Annotated in this window: 16 protein-coding genes; 4 read left to right on the plus strand and 12 right to left on the minus strand. The window is 40.7% G+C overall.

The window, feature by feature from the left end:
- Window positions 1–71 precede the first annotated feature (71 nt).
- Window positions 72–287, plus strand: a complete 216-nt coding sequence (locus tag AC3WJC_RS08785; protein ID WP_492398706.1) for a hypothetical protein — start codon at window positions 72–74, stop codon at window positions 285–287.
- Between the two features lie 34 nt (window positions 288–321).
- Here the strand turns inward: AC3WJC_RS08785 and AC3WJC_RS08790 are convergent, their stop codons facing one another.
- From AC3WJC_RS08790 to AC3WJC_RS08835, 10 genes are all read right to left on the minus strand, one after another.
- A complete protein-coding gene (locus AC3WJC_RS08790) occupies window positions 322–1,404 on the minus strand; it encodes an acyltransferase family protein (RefSeq protein ID WP_492398707.1) in 1,083 nt (360 codons plus the stop codon).
- Between the two features lie 191 nt (window positions 1,405–1,595).
- A complete protein-coding gene (locus tag AC3WJC_RS08795; RefSeq protein WP_492398708.1) occupies window positions 1,596–2,855 on the minus strand; it encodes a tetratricopeptide repeat protein in 1,260 nt (419 codons plus the stop codon).
- Window positions 2,845–3,984 (minus strand): tetratricopeptide repeat protein, encoded by a 1,140-nt coding sequence (locus AC3WJC_RS08800; protein WP_492398709.1) that lies wholly within the window; start codon window positions 3,982–3,984, stop codon window positions 2,845–2,847. Before AC3WJC_RS08800 ends, AC3WJC_RS08795 begins: the two co-directional genes overlap by 11 nt.
- A gap of 5 nt (window positions 3,985–3,989) precedes the next feature.
- Window positions 3,990–6,581, minus strand: coding sequence for a DNA gyrase subunit A (gene gyrA / locus AC3WJC_RS08805; RefSeq protein ID WP_492398710.1), 2,592 nt, complete (start codon window positions 6,579–6,581; stop codon window positions 3,990–3,992).
- A gap of 153 nt (window positions 6,582–6,734) precedes the next feature.
- A complete protein-coding gene (locus AC3WJC_RS08810; RefSeq protein WP_492398711.1) occupies window positions 6,735–7,130 on the minus strand; it encodes a hypothetical protein in 396 nt (131 codons plus the stop codon).
- Entirely contained in the window at window positions 7,130–8,044 is a 915-nt protein-coding gene (gene hemF / locus AC3WJC_RS08815; RefSeq protein WP_492398712.1) for an oxygen-dependent coproporphyrinogen oxidase, read from the minus strand. Before hemF ends, AC3WJC_RS08810 begins: the two co-directional genes overlap by 1 nt.
- Window positions 8,045–8,098: 54 nt before the next feature.
- Window positions 8,099–9,328, minus strand: a complete 1,230-nt coding sequence (locus tag AC3WJC_RS08820; protein WP_492398713.1) for an MFS transporter — start codon at window positions 9,326–9,328, stop codon at window positions 8,099–8,101.
- Window positions 9,329–9,433: 105 nt separating this feature from the next.
- Complete coding sequence (locus tag AC3WJC_RS08825; RefSeq protein ID WP_492398714.1) at window positions 9,434–9,631, minus strand: cold-shock protein; 198 nt, start codon at window positions 9,629–9,631, stop codon at window positions 9,434–9,436.
- A 134-nt stretch (window positions 9,632–9,765) separates the two neighbouring features.
- Window positions 9,766–10,401, minus strand: coding sequence for a peroxiredoxin (locus tag AC3WJC_RS08830; protein ID WP_492398715.1), 636 nt, complete (start codon window positions 10,399–10,401; stop codon window positions 9,766–9,768).
- A gap of 190 nt (window positions 10,402–10,591) precedes the next feature.
- Window positions 10,592–11,029 (minus strand): Hsp20/alpha crystallin family protein, encoded by a 438-nt coding sequence (locus AC3WJC_RS08835; protein ID WP_492398716.1) that lies wholly within the window; start codon window positions 11,027–11,029, stop codon window positions 10,592–10,594.
- Window positions 11,030–11,175: 146 nt separating this feature from the next.
- Here AC3WJC_RS08835 and AC3WJC_RS08840 point away from each other — a divergent pair, with 146 nt between their 5' ends.
- Window positions 11,176–11,622, plus strand: a complete 447-nt coding sequence (locus AC3WJC_RS08840; protein ID WP_492398717.1) for an acyl-CoA thioesterase — start codon at window positions 11,176–11,178, stop codon at window positions 11,620–11,622.
- Window positions 11,623–11,624: 2 nt separating this feature from the next.
- Here AC3WJC_RS08840 and folB read toward each other — a convergent pair whose 3' ends face one another.
- Window positions 11,625–11,984 (minus strand): dihydroneopterin aldolase, encoded by a 360-nt coding sequence (gene folB, locus AC3WJC_RS08845; protein ID WP_492398718.1) that lies wholly within the window; start codon window positions 11,982–11,984, stop codon window positions 11,625–11,627.
- 241 nt (window positions 11,985–12,225) lie between these two features.
- Between folB and AC3WJC_RS08850 the strand changes: the two genes are divergently transcribed.
- On the plus strand, window positions 12,226–14,247 hold the full coding sequence (locus AC3WJC_RS08850) for a tetratricopeptide repeat-containing sensor histidine kinase (RefSeq protein WP_492398719.1): 2,022 nt from the start codon (window positions 12,226–12,228) through the stop codon (window positions 14,245–14,247).
- A 115-nt stretch (window positions 14,248–14,362) separates the two neighbouring features.
- Window positions 14,363–15,184: a sensor histidine kinase gene (locus AC3WJC_RS08855; protein ID WP_492398720.1), complete on the plus strand. Its 822-nt coding sequence runs from the start codon at window positions 14,363–14,365 to the stop codon at window positions 15,182–15,184.
- On the opposite strand, the gene AC3WJC_RS08860 is transcribed toward AC3WJC_RS08855, so the two are convergent.
- The gene (locus tag AC3WJC_RS08860) at window positions 15,181–16,545 is read right to left on the minus strand and encodes a GH1 family beta-glucosidase (RefSeq protein WP_492398721.1); all 1,365 of its coding nucleotides are present in this window, start codon (window positions 16,543–16,545) and stop codon (window positions 15,181–15,183) included. The two genes, AC3WJC_RS08855 and AC3WJC_RS08860, sit on opposite strands and share 4 nt — an antisense overlap.
- Window positions 16,546–16,549 lie beyond the last annotated feature (4 nt).

Genomic DNA, 16,549 nt, shown 5'->3' on the forward strand with positions numbered 1-16,549 from the left:
GTTTAAACAATAAATTATAACAGGCGTTATGCTGGTAATTGTTTATTACGTAAAATATCAGCAAAATACCTATGAAAAAGCGATTTTTAAATTTTGCTATGGCTGCCATTACTGTTGGCGCTATAGCTACAGGTTGTTACTCGCAAGGCGAGGCAACAGGTTCAGATACCAGCGCTGTCGACTCAACCACGGCCGTAACTGATACTTCAGCAGCTACACCGGTTACGGATACCGCGTCAGCACCAGTACCGGCAGACACCTCCAAAAAGGATACTACTAAAATGTAATAAAAAAACTCCCGGCAATTAACCGGGAGTTTTTTTACGCCTTATCTATAAATTTCAGTTTAAGATACCTGCGTAAAGGTATGTCCATAGCTTTCATTACCATATAAGCCAAAGCGATCATTGCTAAAGTACCCGTTATTATAACCGGTATCATTTGGTTAATGGTAGGTTTATCAGTTTCAACATAACTCATAAACAGCCAGATAAAAGGGTAATGAACCATGTAAAGCGGGTAGGAGATGTCGCCCGAAAATTTACAGATACGCTCTGTCAAATTACCCAAGCTCGCACCGGCACCTAAAGCTATCAATAACGGGAAGTAAAATATTACTACCAACGGATCTACAAACCAGTTTATTTTTTCAATAAACGGAATCAAGAACGATGCTAATAATAGTAAGCTGATTGTTATAAAACCTAAATTTGACTTAATGATCCATTTGGAACGAAACGCCAGCACGCCAACCAAAAATGAGAATGAAACCCTGATAGCACCGCCGATGATGTTATCGCCGCCCCAGCCAACGCCTAAAAATCCTGAGCGATATGATTCATAGACCAATGCAATAGCAGCGATTACAGTCAATATCCAAAGCGGGAATTTCTTTAAACGGATTATTACAAGCGCGTAAACAATGTTGGCTACATATTCCCAAAACAGCGACCATGATGGCGGGTTTAAGTGGAACAGGTTAAAATAACGCTCGTGCACCAACGGATACGGTATCATAAAGCATGAGGCTAAAAACATCAGCAGCAATTTTCCGCTATATAATTCATGAAGATTACTCATCGGATCATATACAAAGGCGATTAAACCAATTACGGAACCGATAATAACCAACGGATGCAAACGGATCAATCTGAGCTTGAAAAAATTAATTAAGCCAATTTGCATCAGTTTGTCGTCGTAAGCGTAAGCAATTACAAAGCCTGAAAGGCAAAAAAAGAAATCGACAGCCAGATAGGCATGAGCAATAAAGTTTTTGGTATAATCGGGTACGGCAATTTCCATAAAATGATAAACTACTACAGCAACAGCAGCAATTCCTCTAAGTCCGTCTAATATTTTAAAATGCTGTTTGGTTTTTAGCAGTTCCGTTTTTATCTCACTCATTACAGGTTATAATTGAATGGCAAAGATGATATATTGTGATTATACCTTATAATTATAGCGTTTCAAATATTAGCGTTTTCATCTCAAACTTGATATTAAATAACAAGTTATAATTCTCATAATTAATATTATGTTAAGTAATGCAATTTTTAAAGAGGCCATTTATTCAATGGCCTCTTCTATTGGTGCTATTATAGCGACTCTATTTGTTTTTGAATTTTGTTAGCGTTAGCTGTGTCCTTTTTACCTAAGTAATAAGTTTTAAGGTTTGTTAATGCCTCAGGCGATTTCGGGTTTAAAGTTACCGCCTTATCCAAATATGGTTTTGCCGCATCAAATAATTTGTTTGCTTTAGCAACGGCTGCATCATATTCTTTTTGTTTGCTAACTGGCAATGCATTGGCTGCATTATAAGCATCAATAGCCGGGTTAACCATAACAAAACCTAAGTTCAAAGCAGCATCAGCATAGTTCGGGTCTATCTCCAGTGCCTTTTTATACATTTCTGCTGATTTTGCATAAGATTCTTCTTTTTTAGCTAAGAAAGGTGCTTTGGCAGCAGCGGTTTTTGCTTTCTTGGCATCTTTGTCGGCCATATCGGCAACCTTGGCATAAGTTATACCGCCGTAGTAGTATAAAGCCTTGTCTTTAGGGCTGTTAGCTATAGCAGCTTCAATTTTTGATACCGCTTGAGTTTCTTTACCTTGCACCAGGCTAATCTCTATTTCGCGGGAACGCAGGTTAGCATTAGTTGGATATTTTTGTACACCTTCTGATACTGTTTTTAAAGCACCGGCAGTATCTTTACTCATTAAGTAGCTGCTTGCTAAATCATTGTATATATCTTCTTTTTTGGTGTAATTAGTAGTCAATAATTTTTGATAACCGGAGATAGCCATCGGTAAATACTTAGCATCTGTTCTGCCGGCGTTAGCAGCCGATAATGCCGTATAATATATCGCGCTGGTATCTTCAGGTAAAATCTGGCGGTATTTATCAAAAGCGGCATAAGCTAAATCATACTTACCGCTTTGATATTGCTTAACACCTTGGTTTAATGAATATTGAGCCAGGTAACGGTTACCATTCTCGATAAATTCTTTGGCCTCCCCTTTGGTATCCAGTTCTTTTGCTTTTTTCAAGGCTTCGGCCGCTGTAGCTTGCAAAGGTGCAGCAGTTGTTTCCACGCTATCACGTGAGGCTAATGCCGCGTAAACAACACCTTTAACCGCAAAAGTTAAAGGTAGGTTAGCTGTTTTTTCATGGGCGGCAGCTTTGTCTATAGATGTTTTGGCGTTGTTAAGGCTGCTTAAAGCAACAGTAGCCATAGCGTCTTTAGTTTTTTCATACTTATCATACTCTTCCTGAGCTTTGTTAAGCTCGCCTTTTTGTGCAAAGGCTGTGGTTGTAGCAAGGGCCAGTAAACCGGCCGTTAAAAATTTAATTTTCATAAGATACTTTATCAGTTAACTGTTTAAGTTTATTACTTACTTTATTTAGTTGCCTTGCGTTACCGGTACGCTGGTAAATTTGCTGTAGCAATTGCAGGCTTTTAACATCCGTCGGCAAAATTTCGGTTGCCTTTTGCAACCATTTTGAAGCGTAATATATATCTTTTAATACATCATCTTCTTTTTTGTCAATAGCGCTTTTTTTGTAATATAGCACGCCAAGGTTAAAAACCGGGTCGAATGCGACACTATTTAGCTCAATGGCTTGCAGGTAAAGTTCTTCGGCCTTGTTGTATTTTGATAATTGATCGTAACAATTGGCAGCTACAAATATAACATCCGGATTATTTTTATACTCGGCAATCAAATTCGGCAATAATGGCTCTAACGCTTTATAATCTTTTTTGTTGTTGTAGATGTTAGCCTCATCCATTAAAAGATACTTATCACCGGGTAACAAGGTTTTTCCGCGTTTAATAATAGAGAGTGCCCTTGCGGTATCCCCCACCGCCATATTGATATTGGCAGCGGTTTGTATATACTCAGGTTTGATATTATCCCCATCAATCAACGAATTATAAAAATTCGCGGCTTGCTGGAGGTTACCCAGTTTTGTGTTGGAGTATGCCAGGTAAGCGTTTAATGGCTTGTACGATGGGTCGTAAAAATGTGCACGGCTAAAGTATTGTTCGGCATTGGTAAAATCAGATTTGTTCATGTAGCTGAACCCAATGCGTATAGCCGCGTTCGCCAGGCATTTCCTGATGAATTTCAGTTCTTCAGGATAGCGCTTGATCTTGGGATGCCTGGATAGTTTGTTATCTACAAAATCCGCCGTTGTATTAAAAAAATCGCCTGGCTGGTTAAGCTGGTTTGTGGTATCAACCTGTAAAATGGTTGCGTAAACAAGCCCTCTGTAAGTTATTTTTTCAATATTGTTTGAATCCCTGCGGCTGGTAACTAAACTGTCTATTGATTTTTTTGCCCTGCCGAGCCAGTTAACATCCTTGGTCTGCTGAAAAAAACCAAGGCTGTTTGCCACCGTCTTTAGCGCTTCAGACTGGCTAAAGGCTAACGGCGTGGCAAACAGCGTTATTAAAACGGTTAGTATTACTTTACGGCAATGCATCCAAATTATTCTTCGTTATCAGTTTCAGGGGCTTTGTCCTCCGCTCCTGCTTGTGGTTCAGAATTTTCTGTCTCAGTTGTTTCCGGAGTTTCTAATTCAGCTCCTTCCACAGCGGTCAGTTCTTCTTCCGGATCATGGTCTACCTTAGCTACCGATGCAATTTCATCATTGCCTTTAAAGGTGATCAACCTCACCCCTTGCGTAGCCCTGCCCATAACCCGCAGTTCATTTACAGCGATACGGATAATAACACCCGAACGGTTAATGATCATCAGATCCTCTGCATCAGTAACACCTTTTATGGCTACAAGGTTTCCGGTTTTTTCAGTAATGTTTAGTGTTTTTACACCTTTACCACCCCGGTTGGTAACACGGTAATCGTCAATATCTGTACGTTTACCATAACCTTTTTGCGATACTACCAGTACCGTAGTTTCAGGGTTGTCAATACTAATCATGCCGATAACCTCGTCATTATCATTATCAAGTGATATACCACGAACACCTGTAGCGGTACGCCCCATCGGCCTTACGGTCGACTCATTAAAGCGGATAGCACGGCCTGATTTAAGCGCCATTACAATCTCACTGCTGCCACTGGTCAGGTTTGCTTCTAATAACGAGTCGCCCTCATTAATATTGATAGCGTTTATACCATTAGCGCGTGGACGGGAATAGGCCTCAAGAGAGGTTTTTTTAATGGTACCTTTACGGGTACACATAATAATGTAGTTATTTTCAAGGTATTCCTGATCTTTAAGACTGGTTAATTTAATGTAGGCCTTAATTTTCTCTTCTTTCGGAATATTGATTATGTTTTGTATCGCGCGGCCTTTTGATATACGGGTACCTTCAGGTATTTCAAACACACGCAGCCAGAAACAACGCCCGGCCTCTGTAAAGAAGAGCATATAGTTGTGGTTTGATGCCACCAGTAAGTGCTCAATAAAATCCTGATCGCGGCTGTTGCTGCCCAGTGAGCCCTTACCGCCCCGGCCCTGCGTACGATATTCTGTTAACGGCGTACGCTTAATATAACCTTCGTGAGAGATAGTGATTACAACATCCTCATCCTCAATAAAGTCTTCGGTCTGCATTTCGGCAGATGAATGCACCATTTCGGTTTTACGCTCATCACCAAAGCGCTCCTTAACATCAAGCAGTTCATCTTTGATGATTTTCATGCGCAGGCCTTCATCAGCAAGTATTGATTTCAGGTAATTGATCTGCTCCATCAGGGCGGCATATTCGTCCTTAATTTTGTCACGCTCCAGTCCGGTTAAACGGCGCAGGGTCATATCCAAAATAGCACGAGCCTGAATATCGCTTAATCCAAATTTCTCCATTAAGCCTTCTCGTGCTTCATCGGGAGTTGATGAACCACGTATCAGTTTAATAACTTCATCCAGGTGATCGAGCGCGATCAGTAAACCTTCTAATATATGCGCGCGCTTTTCAGCTTCGGCAAGTTCATACTTGGTACGACGGATAACCACCTCATGCCTGTGCTCAACAAAATGATGGATCATGTCCTTCAAATTGAGCAGCATTGGCCTGCCCTGTACCAGCGCGATGTTATTTACGCTGAACGAGGTTTGCAGTGAAGTATATTTGTACAGGTTATTTAGTACGATAGCGGCATTAGCATCGCGTTTAATTTCATAAACTACACGGATACCCTCGCGGTTTGATTCATCACGAATAGCCGATATACCTTCAAGTTTTTTCTCATTCACTAACTCGGCGGTACGCTCTATCATTACCGCCTTGTTTACCTGGTAAGGTATCTCGGTAACAATAATACGTTCGCGATCGTTATTATAAGTCTCGATCTCGGCACGTGCGCGGATCACGATACGGCCACGGCCGGTTTCAAAAGCTAATTTGGCACCTTCGTAACCATAAATAATGCCACCAGTAGGGAAATCCGGGCCTTTGATGTATTGCATCAGTTCCGAAACTTCTATCTGGCGGTTATCTATCAGCGCTACAGTAGCGTTTACTATCTCGGTAAGGTTGTGCGGCGGCATATTGGTTGCCATACCCACGGCAATACCCGATGCACCATTAACCAGCAGGTTAGGTATTTTTGAAGGAAGAACGGTAGGCTCTTCCAGCGAGTCGTCAAAGTTTAACTGGTAATCAATAGTATCCTTATTGATATCGGCCAGCATCTCCTCGGCAATTTTTTGCAGCCTTGCTTCGGTATAACGCATAGCCGCCGGTTGATCACCGTCTATTGAGCCGTAGTTGCCCTGGCCTTCAACAAAAGGGTAGCGAAGGCTCCAGTCCTGCGCCATACGTACCATGGCATCGTATACCGAGGTATCGCCATGTGGGTGGTATTTACCTAATACCTCACCCACGATACGTGCTGATTTTTTATAGGGTTTATTGCTGGCCAAACCCAGATCAAGCATACCATACAGTACACGCCTGTGAACCGGTTTTAAACCATCGCGTACATCAGGCAAGGCCCTTGATACGATAACCGACATTGAATAATCAATGTAGGCGGATCGCATCTGTTCGTCAATATTAATCGAAATTATACGGTCTTCGCTTTGTGGATTGTCGTTTCCTGTTTCGTCAGCCATTATATATTATAAAAAGTACAAATCTTCTCTGATCCGCCTTAGGTTATGAGCACCTCAAGCGACCTGCGAAGTTAAGAATTTATATGGTTTTTGATACTGATGTTAGTAAAAACAGCCGATGTGCACAATATGCTGTTAAGCATTTAGTTACGATTATTTAACCTTTTTCCAATACTCCTCTACCATAGCGCCGTTGGGTAGAGTACCTTTAAATTTCAGCGTATCATTACTGATGGTATAGGTGTAGGTAATGGTTTTATTGAGGGTTTGTGAGGGCTGGCTGCAATAAGTTTGCGTTTCAAAGCAGGTGTCGGCTTTTAACTGATAGTCGCCCACTTCATATTTAACAGCCTTTTGGCCCGGCTCAAGCAAAAATGCCTCAAAATTCGACTTTTTGTATTTTCGCTGCAACATATATTCTGTTGGCGCGCCGGATAACTTTCCGTTAAACATGCCGCCACAGTATTGCCACAGGCCTTTTAATGATGTATCGTTAAAAGAGCTGCATAACGCTATCACTATTGCTGAAACTAAAAGTCGTTTTATCATTATTCGGTCCAGTTAATTCCTTTTTTCAATAACGACAAAGTGCGCTCCTCATTGCTGCCCGCTTCGGGGGTGTAATTATATACCCATTTGGCTGTTGGCGGTAAGCTCATTAATATTGATTCGATACGGCCATTGGTTTCCAGGCCAAATTTAGTACCGGCATCATACACCAGGTTAAACTCGGCATAACGGCTGCGGCGCAAATATTGCCAGTGCTGATGCTGCTCTGTAAAAGGTGTATTGCGGTTACGTTCTACCAGTTCGGTATAAATAGGAATAAATGAACGCCCCAGATTTTTAGAAAACTCAAATATATCATCCCAGCTTACCTCATCATTTGCTATTAACCGGTCATAAAATATACCGCCTATACCCCGCGTTTCATCACGATGCCTGATAAAAAAATAATCATCGGCCCACTGCTTAAAGCGGTGGTAAAAATCAGCATGCGTAGCATCACAAACCGATTTAAGGTAAGCATGAAAATATTGCGCATCACCGTCGATCACGTAATGGGGAGTAAGGTCTATCCCCCCGCCAAACCAGCGCAGCGGTTGTTTTTCCGGATCATTGGTAGGCATTTCAAAATACCTTATGTTCATGTGGATAATAGGCACCCACGGTTGGTTAGGATGAATAACTATAGATACCCCTGTAGCGAAAAAATCATTATTCTCTACCTTTAAAGCCTTCTTCATGGTATCAGGCAATTGACCGTATACTGCCGAAAAATTGACTCCGCCCTTTTCAAAGATGTTGCCGTTTTGTATTACGCGGGTAAGCCCACCGCCGCCGCCATCGCGCTGCCATTGCTCCTCTTCAAAGCGGCTTTTGCCATCAACAGCTTCCAGTGCAAGGCATATTTCGTTTTGTATGATACGGTAATCTGCCGCTACTTGTTCTTTGCTTATCATCAGGGCAAAAGTAATTATTTTGTTAATTGAATAAGCATTTAACCCGTTGGGGTGTTAGCTTTCCATATAATCCAGATCTTTATTAAAGCTTTCCTTTAACCGGCTCAATGCAAAAAGCGAAAGGCCGATTAATATAAATAGCATAATATAGCCGCTGGTGATACGGCCGTAATGTTTAACCAAAGCATCAAACGCGAAATTGATAGGTATTAATGCACCACGAACAAAATTAGGTACGGTAGTAGCTACTGTTGAGCGTATATTAGTACCAAACTGCTCGGCCGCAATGGTGTTGAACGTGGCCCAGTAACCAATGCAAAAGCCAATAATAAAGCTTAGCCACATAAATTTATCGGGCGTTATGCCTTTAGCGCTCAGGTAAACCACAACACTTATAGTTGATGCCACCTGAAATATCAGCATGGTTAGCTTACGCGACTTGGTGACCTGCGATAAAATACCCGCGAAAATATCCCCAATGGACAGGCCGATATAAGTAAACATAACACCTGTACCGGCACTAAGCGGTTCGGTTGCGCCAAGCTCCTTACCAAACTCAGGCGCCTGGGTAATTAAAACGCCAACCACATACCATAGCGGCGCACCGATAAGAATGCAGCAGATATACTTGAAAAAGCGTTTACGGTTAGTAAATAGCATCAGGAAATTGCCTTTGGATACACTGCTTTGCTCTGCCCGTTTATACATTCCTGACTCAAAGGTACCCATACGCAACAGCAGTAATACAAAGCCCAGTCCGCCGCCGGTAAAGTACGCCGTACGCCAGTCCTCCTTGCCTACTAATGATGCTACCACCGCCCCAAACAAACCTATAGCCGCTACTATGGTGGTACCATAGCCGCGCTTTTCTTTACTTAATGTTTCGGTAACCAGCGTTATGCCCGCGCCAAGTTCACCCGCCAGGCCGATACCCGCTATAAAGCGGATGATAGCGTATGTATTAACATCGTGCACAAAACCATTGGCTATGTTCGCCAGAGAGTACAATAGTATTGATCCGAACAATACTTTGATCCGGCCAAACTTATCGCCGATAACGCCCCATATTATACCGCCCAACAATAAGCCCAACATCTGCATATTAATAATAAACACACCCTCGTGTTGTATATCGGCTTCGGGCACACCAATATCCTTCAGGCTTTGTATGCGTACTATTGAAAATATAATAAGGTCATACAGGTCAACAAAGTAGCCTAACGCGGCTACCAGTACCAGGAATACAACATTGCGCGATTGCTTGCTTGAAATATCGTTGGCCATTGAGATAATAAGTTGGTGTGTTTTGTGGGCAGTAAACTTAAAATATTTTCCATAAAAAAACCTCTGTACTTGTAGCACAGAGGTTTAAAATATGAAATGGAATATTTATACTTTTTTTACGTTTACAGCCTGCGGGCCTTTTTTGCCATCTTCTATCTCATATTCCACGCTGTCGTTATCCTTTATGGCGTTAACACCGCCCTGAACATCCTTAAAATGCACAAAAAGATCCTTACCATCATCGGTGATAATAAAACCGTAGCCCTTTTGTGTGTTAAACCATTTTACTTTTCCAGTTTTCATATAAAATTCGTATTAAGTTATAGTTGATAATAAGCATTTACTAAAACCAAACTGAATATAAAACGAATTGATAATCAGAGCGGAATAGAAAAATCTATCTTTTCAAATATAAAAAATAATTAATCCAAATAAAATTATTTATTTGGTTGCGGCGTTAAGCGCAAATACGGTTTTACTTCAGTAAATCCTTTAGGGAATTTTGCCGGAATATCCTCGGTTTTTATAGCAGGCACTACCACTACATCCTCCCCTTCTTTCCAGTCGGCCGGTGTGGCTACGCTGTAGTTGGCAGTTAACTGTAATGAATCTATCACACGTAATATTTCCTGGAAGTTACGGCCTGTAGATGCAGGGTAAGTAATGATCAGTTTAATGGTTTTGTCGGGCGCGATAATAAACAGGGAGCGCACCGTAGCGGTTAAAGATGCATTGGGGTGGATCATGTCGTACGACTCTGCGATCTCCCGGTTCTCATCCGCGATTATCGGGAAGTTCACTTCAACATTCTGCGTTTCGTTAATATCATTTATCCAGCCTTTGTGCGATTCAACACCATCAACACTCAGCGCGATTACCTTAACATCGCGCTTATCAAACTCCTGTTTTAATGATGCGGTGCGCCCAAGTTCGGTTGTACAAACAGGCGTATAATCTGCCGGGTGCGAAAATAATACACCCCAGCTATCGCCCAGGTATTCATAAAAATCTATTTCACCTTCTGATGTTTGCGCTTTAAAGTTTGGCGCCTTATCTCCTAATCGTAAGCTCATGTTATCTTATTTATATAATTATGAATACTAAGTTAGATGGATTTAAATAAAATATCTATTAAAATGATAGATATTTTTCAATGCTCCTGTTATAATGATATTAACATGACCACTTAGCATAAAATAAGAAAGCCGCCCTTACAGGCGGCCCTCACATCAAACCAACTTTATTATGAAAAACAAAACTTACTTATTTTACAGCGATCTCTCTTGATTGTAATTTAGCTTCCTCTTTCTTAGCGATATTAAGTTTCAGGATGCCATCAACATAATCAGCTTCGATGCGGGCCTGATCGGCAGACTCCGGTAAGGTAAATGAGCGCACGAACGAGTTGTAGCTATATTCACGCTTGCTGTATTTTTTACTTTCATCAACACCCTCAACTTTCTTTTCAGCCGCAATGCTTAAAACGTTTTTGTCGAGGTTGATCTTAAAATCTTCTTTTTTAAGGCCGGGTACAGCCAGCTCAATATGAAAATCAGCTTCTGTTTCGGCAATATTTACAGCCGGTACACGAGATGTTAAACGGTCGCTTACAAATGAATCATTCAAGAATGAATCGAATACATCACTGAAAAATGGACTAACTGAACGGTTCCTGTTGTTACCAAATTTTACTAAAGTCATTTTTATATCCTCCTAAGTGTTTTTAATTTTTTTTAAAGTATTAACTTCGTTGCAACCTGTTCAACTGTTGTACCAATGCACTTTAGCGGAAAATCGAGCGACAATATGTCGCTTTTAATAAACTTTAACTGACTTTTTGACAAATAATGACTGAAAATCTATCATACTACCGATTTAAAACCGATATACCTATTCGTTTCTCAGATCTGGATGCTTACGGATATGTAAATAACGCCATCTATCTTACTTATTTTGAGATAGCCCGTTCAAGCTACTGGCGCGAAGCTATTAACTGGGATCAAAAAAATGCAGGTGTTATTTTAGGACGTTCGGAAATTAATTACCTGAAGCCATTAATGCTTGATGATAAAATATCATGCTATGTTCGCACCACGCGCATTGGTAACAGTAGTTTTGATATGATGCATGTGTTGGTTAAACAAACACCAAACGGTGAAGAGATATGCACAACAGGCAAAACTGTATGTATCAGTTATGATTATTCGGCAAACAAATCAATACCTATCCCCTTGCACGAGCGCCAGCGTATGATAGAATATGATGAGCCGCCGCTTATACTCAATACAAATTGATGCTACTTTTTTTTATAAGCAATGCGTACGGCCGAATGATTAATTAGCCCGCCCATAGGTGGGTTCATTTTTTTCAGGGTAATATCAATTATTTCAGCAAATTGAAATTGCTCTTTTAACCGGTCGATAATTGAAGTGGCAACCGTTTCTAAAAGCTTGCGGGGCTTTTTCATTTCGGTGCAGCAAATATCATACAGCACTTCATAATTAACGGTATTACTGAGCTCATCCTCGTTTAATTCAGCAACAGGATCAAAGGTTACCGAAATATCTATCTCATAGTTAGTACCTATAAGTTGCTCTTCAGGATAAAAGCCGTGGTAGGCAAAAAATTCAGCTCCGTTTAAACTAACTGTAACCATCCACCAAAATTAGTATAAATACCATACCCGGTGCAAACGTTTATTTTTACTTAACAATAATTGATACACTGGATCAATTATTATTGAGTATTTTTTAATTGTTAATATGATTAACTTATACATAATTATATATATTTGTTTATAAACTATTGCCCACATCCCCTTGATTATTTTTTTTAAACCTTTAAACCTTAAAGCAAACGGCTTTTATTGGCAGGCTTGTATTATAGCGCTTTTTTTAATGGCTTCGTGCAAGCAAAAGCCTAAACCTAAAAATGACAGGTTTACTCCTGAATTTAATACCGTACTAAACAAAGCCAACAAGCTTTTACAAATGGGTAAAAACGACGGGGGTTTACGGTATATTGATTCAGGATTTAAAACCATAGTGAACCCCACCATTGGTGATTATGTACGCAAATACGGCGTGCACTATATGGTGTTACGCCGCGGCCAGGGCGAAATTGAAAAGAGCCTCCCCTATGCTGATACCATGGTGTATTATGCTAATAAAAACAAAAAGGATAAACATTACGCGGAGAACCTAGCAGAGGCAACCTTTTCAAAAGGCGACGCGCTTTTTGACCTGAAACGTTATACCGAAGCCTACCAGCAATATTATGAGGCCTACCTTGCTGCTCAAAACACCCTTAACCAAATCACGCTAAGTGAATTTACCTACCGCATGGGGCTTATCATGTTTAGGCAGGGTAATTACCAGCTATCCCGCAAATATTTTCAGGAGAGCTTTAGCCAAAGCCATGAAACAGGTGAATTTGTTCAGTTTTACCGCAGGCAAGAGGTTCTGGATAATATAGGCCTGTGCTATAAAAAGCTCCAAAAAAATGATAGCGCCTTAATTTATTTCAATAGGGCTTTAAAATATATAAATGATAAAGAGCCTGTTTATCGCCCAAAAGTATTGAATGATTATTTCGATGTTGCCCGCGGTGTTGTTTATGGTAACATTGCAGAAATATACCAGCGTCAGGGCAAACTGGCTGAAGCGTCATCTTTACTAAAAAAGAGCATCGCTATTAACTTACGTAAGGGGAATGACAATAGCGACGCTCAGCTTACGGAGATCAAGCTGGCCAAGCTATACTTACAACGTAATTACATTGATTCGCTTAAAGCGGTTTTAAATACGATACAATCGCAATTTGATACTTTAAAAAATGAAGAAGCCGTTGCCGAATGGAACCATTTAATTGCGCAGTATTACTTAAAGCAAAAGCAATTTGAAAAGGCATCAATGCACCTGCAGGCTTATGATGTTAAAAAGGATTCCATCAATAAAAAACTCAGCGAACTTATAGCCAGTGATATTACCAAACAAGTTGTAAGTTATGAAAATGAACGTAAAATAACCCTGCTTAGTAATAACAATAATTTACAACGCGTTTACCTCATAGTTGCATTTGGTGCCGGTGCTTTATTATTGCTGATTATATTTTTAACTTATAGAAACTGGAAACGCTCCCGCAACGAGTACCGGGTAGTTAATAAGCTCAACGAGCAGATCAATGAGCAAAACCAGGTGCTTGCCAATGCACTTACTGAACTAAATATCAACAGCCGTGAAAAGGATAGGATATTACGCACCGTGGCGCATGACCTGCGAAACCCGCTTGGCGGCATTGCATCATTAACTACGGCCATGATTGATGATGGCAACCTTACCCCGGAGCAGCAGGATCTGGTCAAATTGATAAAAGAAACCTCCTATAACTCGTTAGAACTGATTAACGAGATTATGGAAATTGCAAACAACACCAGCGCCCCGCTTAAAATGGAGCAAGTTGAAATTAACGCGCTGGTAAGTAATAGTGTGGAACTACTGCGTTTTAAAGCAGCCGAAAAAAAGCAGGACATCACCATGGAATTGCTCATGCATGATAAAGAGCTATACATCAGCCGCGAAAAAATATGGCGCGTTATCAGTAACCTTATCAGCAACGCCATTAAGTTCAGCCTGTTCGGTTCAACTATTAATGTTAGGGTTATTGAAGATAGTGAAGGTGTAAAAATATCGGTTAATGACCGTGGCATCGGCATTCCCGATAAACTAAAAAATCAGATATTCAATATGTTTACCGATGCCAAACGGCCAGGAACCGGTGGCGAAAAATCATTCGGGTTAGGCTTATCCATCTGCAAACAAATAGTTGAAAAGCATAACGGAAGCATCTGGTTTGAAAGCAATGAAGAATGTGGTACCACCTTTTATATCAAATTGTTAAATTCTAAGGTTGTAGCCTAAAATTTATCTGAAAACAATACGTTTAGTTAACGTTGGTTAAACTTTGGTTACAGGTTTAACGTATACGCTAAATTAAAGTATCCGTTTAAAAACAATTTGAACCCCTTGGATCTCTATGGATTCTAATTTCATCAATCCGTTGTCGGCTTTAAACAAGACCGGGAATAACTTTGAGCACACCAGGGGCCACAATGATGGTAATTTATCCGCGACTCCTCAAATTATTAAAGGATCAAAACAGGCAGCAGAGCAGTTGGAAGCTTTAGACCGCAGCAAAACACTATATGCCATAGCGCATGATCTTAAAAACCCATTATCTACTATCTTTTCGCTTACAGAACTGATATTGCGGCGCGGCCAACTTACTGACGAGATCAAAGAATACATTAACCATATACGCAACATCACAGCCAGTTCGCTGGAGTTTACCCAGGATGTTATTTATTCCGCTAACCTTGATTCTCAGGAGAACGCCACTCAGGTAGCCAATATCAATCATATTTTAAGCGAATCGATAAACACCCTTAAATACCAGGCTTTAGAAAAAGAACAACAATTATTTTTTGAACCAAGTATTAATGAAGCTAAGGCCTTGATAAACAGGGCGCAAATTACACGTGTTGTTACCAATATCATCAGCAATGCCATTAAATTCACCGGGAATAATAAAACAATAAAAATCACGGTTTCCGCCTTGGAAAATCATGTATTAATAAGTGTTCAGGATGAAGGCATTGGCATTCCTGATAATTTAAAATACCATATTTTCAACCCTTTTACCGATGCAAAAAGGCAAGGTACCTCCGGCGAGGCATCATCGGGTTTAGGCCTGTCCATTTGCAGGCAGATTATCGAAAAACACAATGGCGAAATCTGGTTTGAAGAAGCCAAACCAGCAGGTACTGTTTTTTTTGTAAGAATTCCGAAGAACTGCTAAACGATATCTTTTAAAAAATCAGCATACCACTTACCGGATGATTTGATGATACGCTTTTGGGTGGCAAAATCAATATAGATCAATCCAAAACGCGGATGATAACCCTCGGCCCATTCAAAATTGTCGGTCAACGTCCAAACAAAGTAACCATCAACTTTATAGCCTTCATTTTTAGCTTTTAAAAGTTGCTGTAAATGCGTTTGCAGATACGCTACCCGCTTAGTGTCATTTACAGTATTATTTTCAACCCTGTCCGGAAACGCCGCCCCATTTTCGGTAATTATTAGCTTTTTGATCTGCTTGTAGGCATTAAACTTTTTAACCACCTCGTATATAGCAGGCGGGTATACCTCCCACCGCATATCAGTTAAGGGTACTCCCCTGTTTTCAGCTTTAACTAACTTTGCACTTAAATACGGCGTAAAAAACGAATACTTAACAATCTCGCGGGTATAATTCTGAATACCGATAAAATCAAAATCAAAGCTCAATCTATCCTCATCACCCAGATGAAAGTATTTTTTCAGTTTTTTCAGTACCGGTAAATCATCCATCGGGTACCCTAATCCAAGTATAGGTTCAATAAACAAGCGGTTAATCAGCGCATCGGCACGTTTGGCAGCGTTAACGTTACGCGGATGAACTGAATAAGGCTCAATATGCGAACAGGAAAATGTAGTGCCTAAATTTATACCCGGGCATAATTCCCGCAAAATTTTCGCGCCTGCAACTATGCTTAGTACGGAATGATGGATTGCCGGTAAAAAGTTACTCAACCCGGTACGGCCGGGTGCATGAATTCCAAGGAAATAGCCTGCGCCGGTAAACACGGCAGGCTCGTTCATTACCATCCAGTTTTTTACACGCTTGCCAAAAGCATTAGCGCAAATGCTAACATACTCGCTAAACCAGGTTACCACGTCACGGTTAGTCCAGCCGCCTTTATTTTCAAGCGCTTGGGGTAAATCCCAATGATACAGGGTGATCCAGGGTTCAATACCTATTTCCAGGCAATAATCAATAACCCGGTTGTAATGGTCGATCCCCTGCTGATTAACCTGGCCGATACCATCGGGTAATATTCGGGTCCAGGCGATAGAAAAACGAAAATTGGGGATGTTGAGTTGCTTGATTAGGTCAATATCCTGTTTGTAAGAATTGTAGAAATCGCAGGCGGTTTGGGCATGGTCGCCATTTAATATCTTGCCTTTCCGGGCTGTAAAATTATCCCAGATAGACTCACCCTTTCCATCATGAGCGCAGGAGCCCTCAGTTTGAAAAGCGGCGGTTGACACCCCCCATGCAAAATCATCACCAAATGATTGCCGGAGCAGTTTAGAATTTGAGGCAGATACTTCCATTAAT

It is taken from the genome of Mucilaginibacter sp. FW306-07-L (assembly GCF_058782065.1).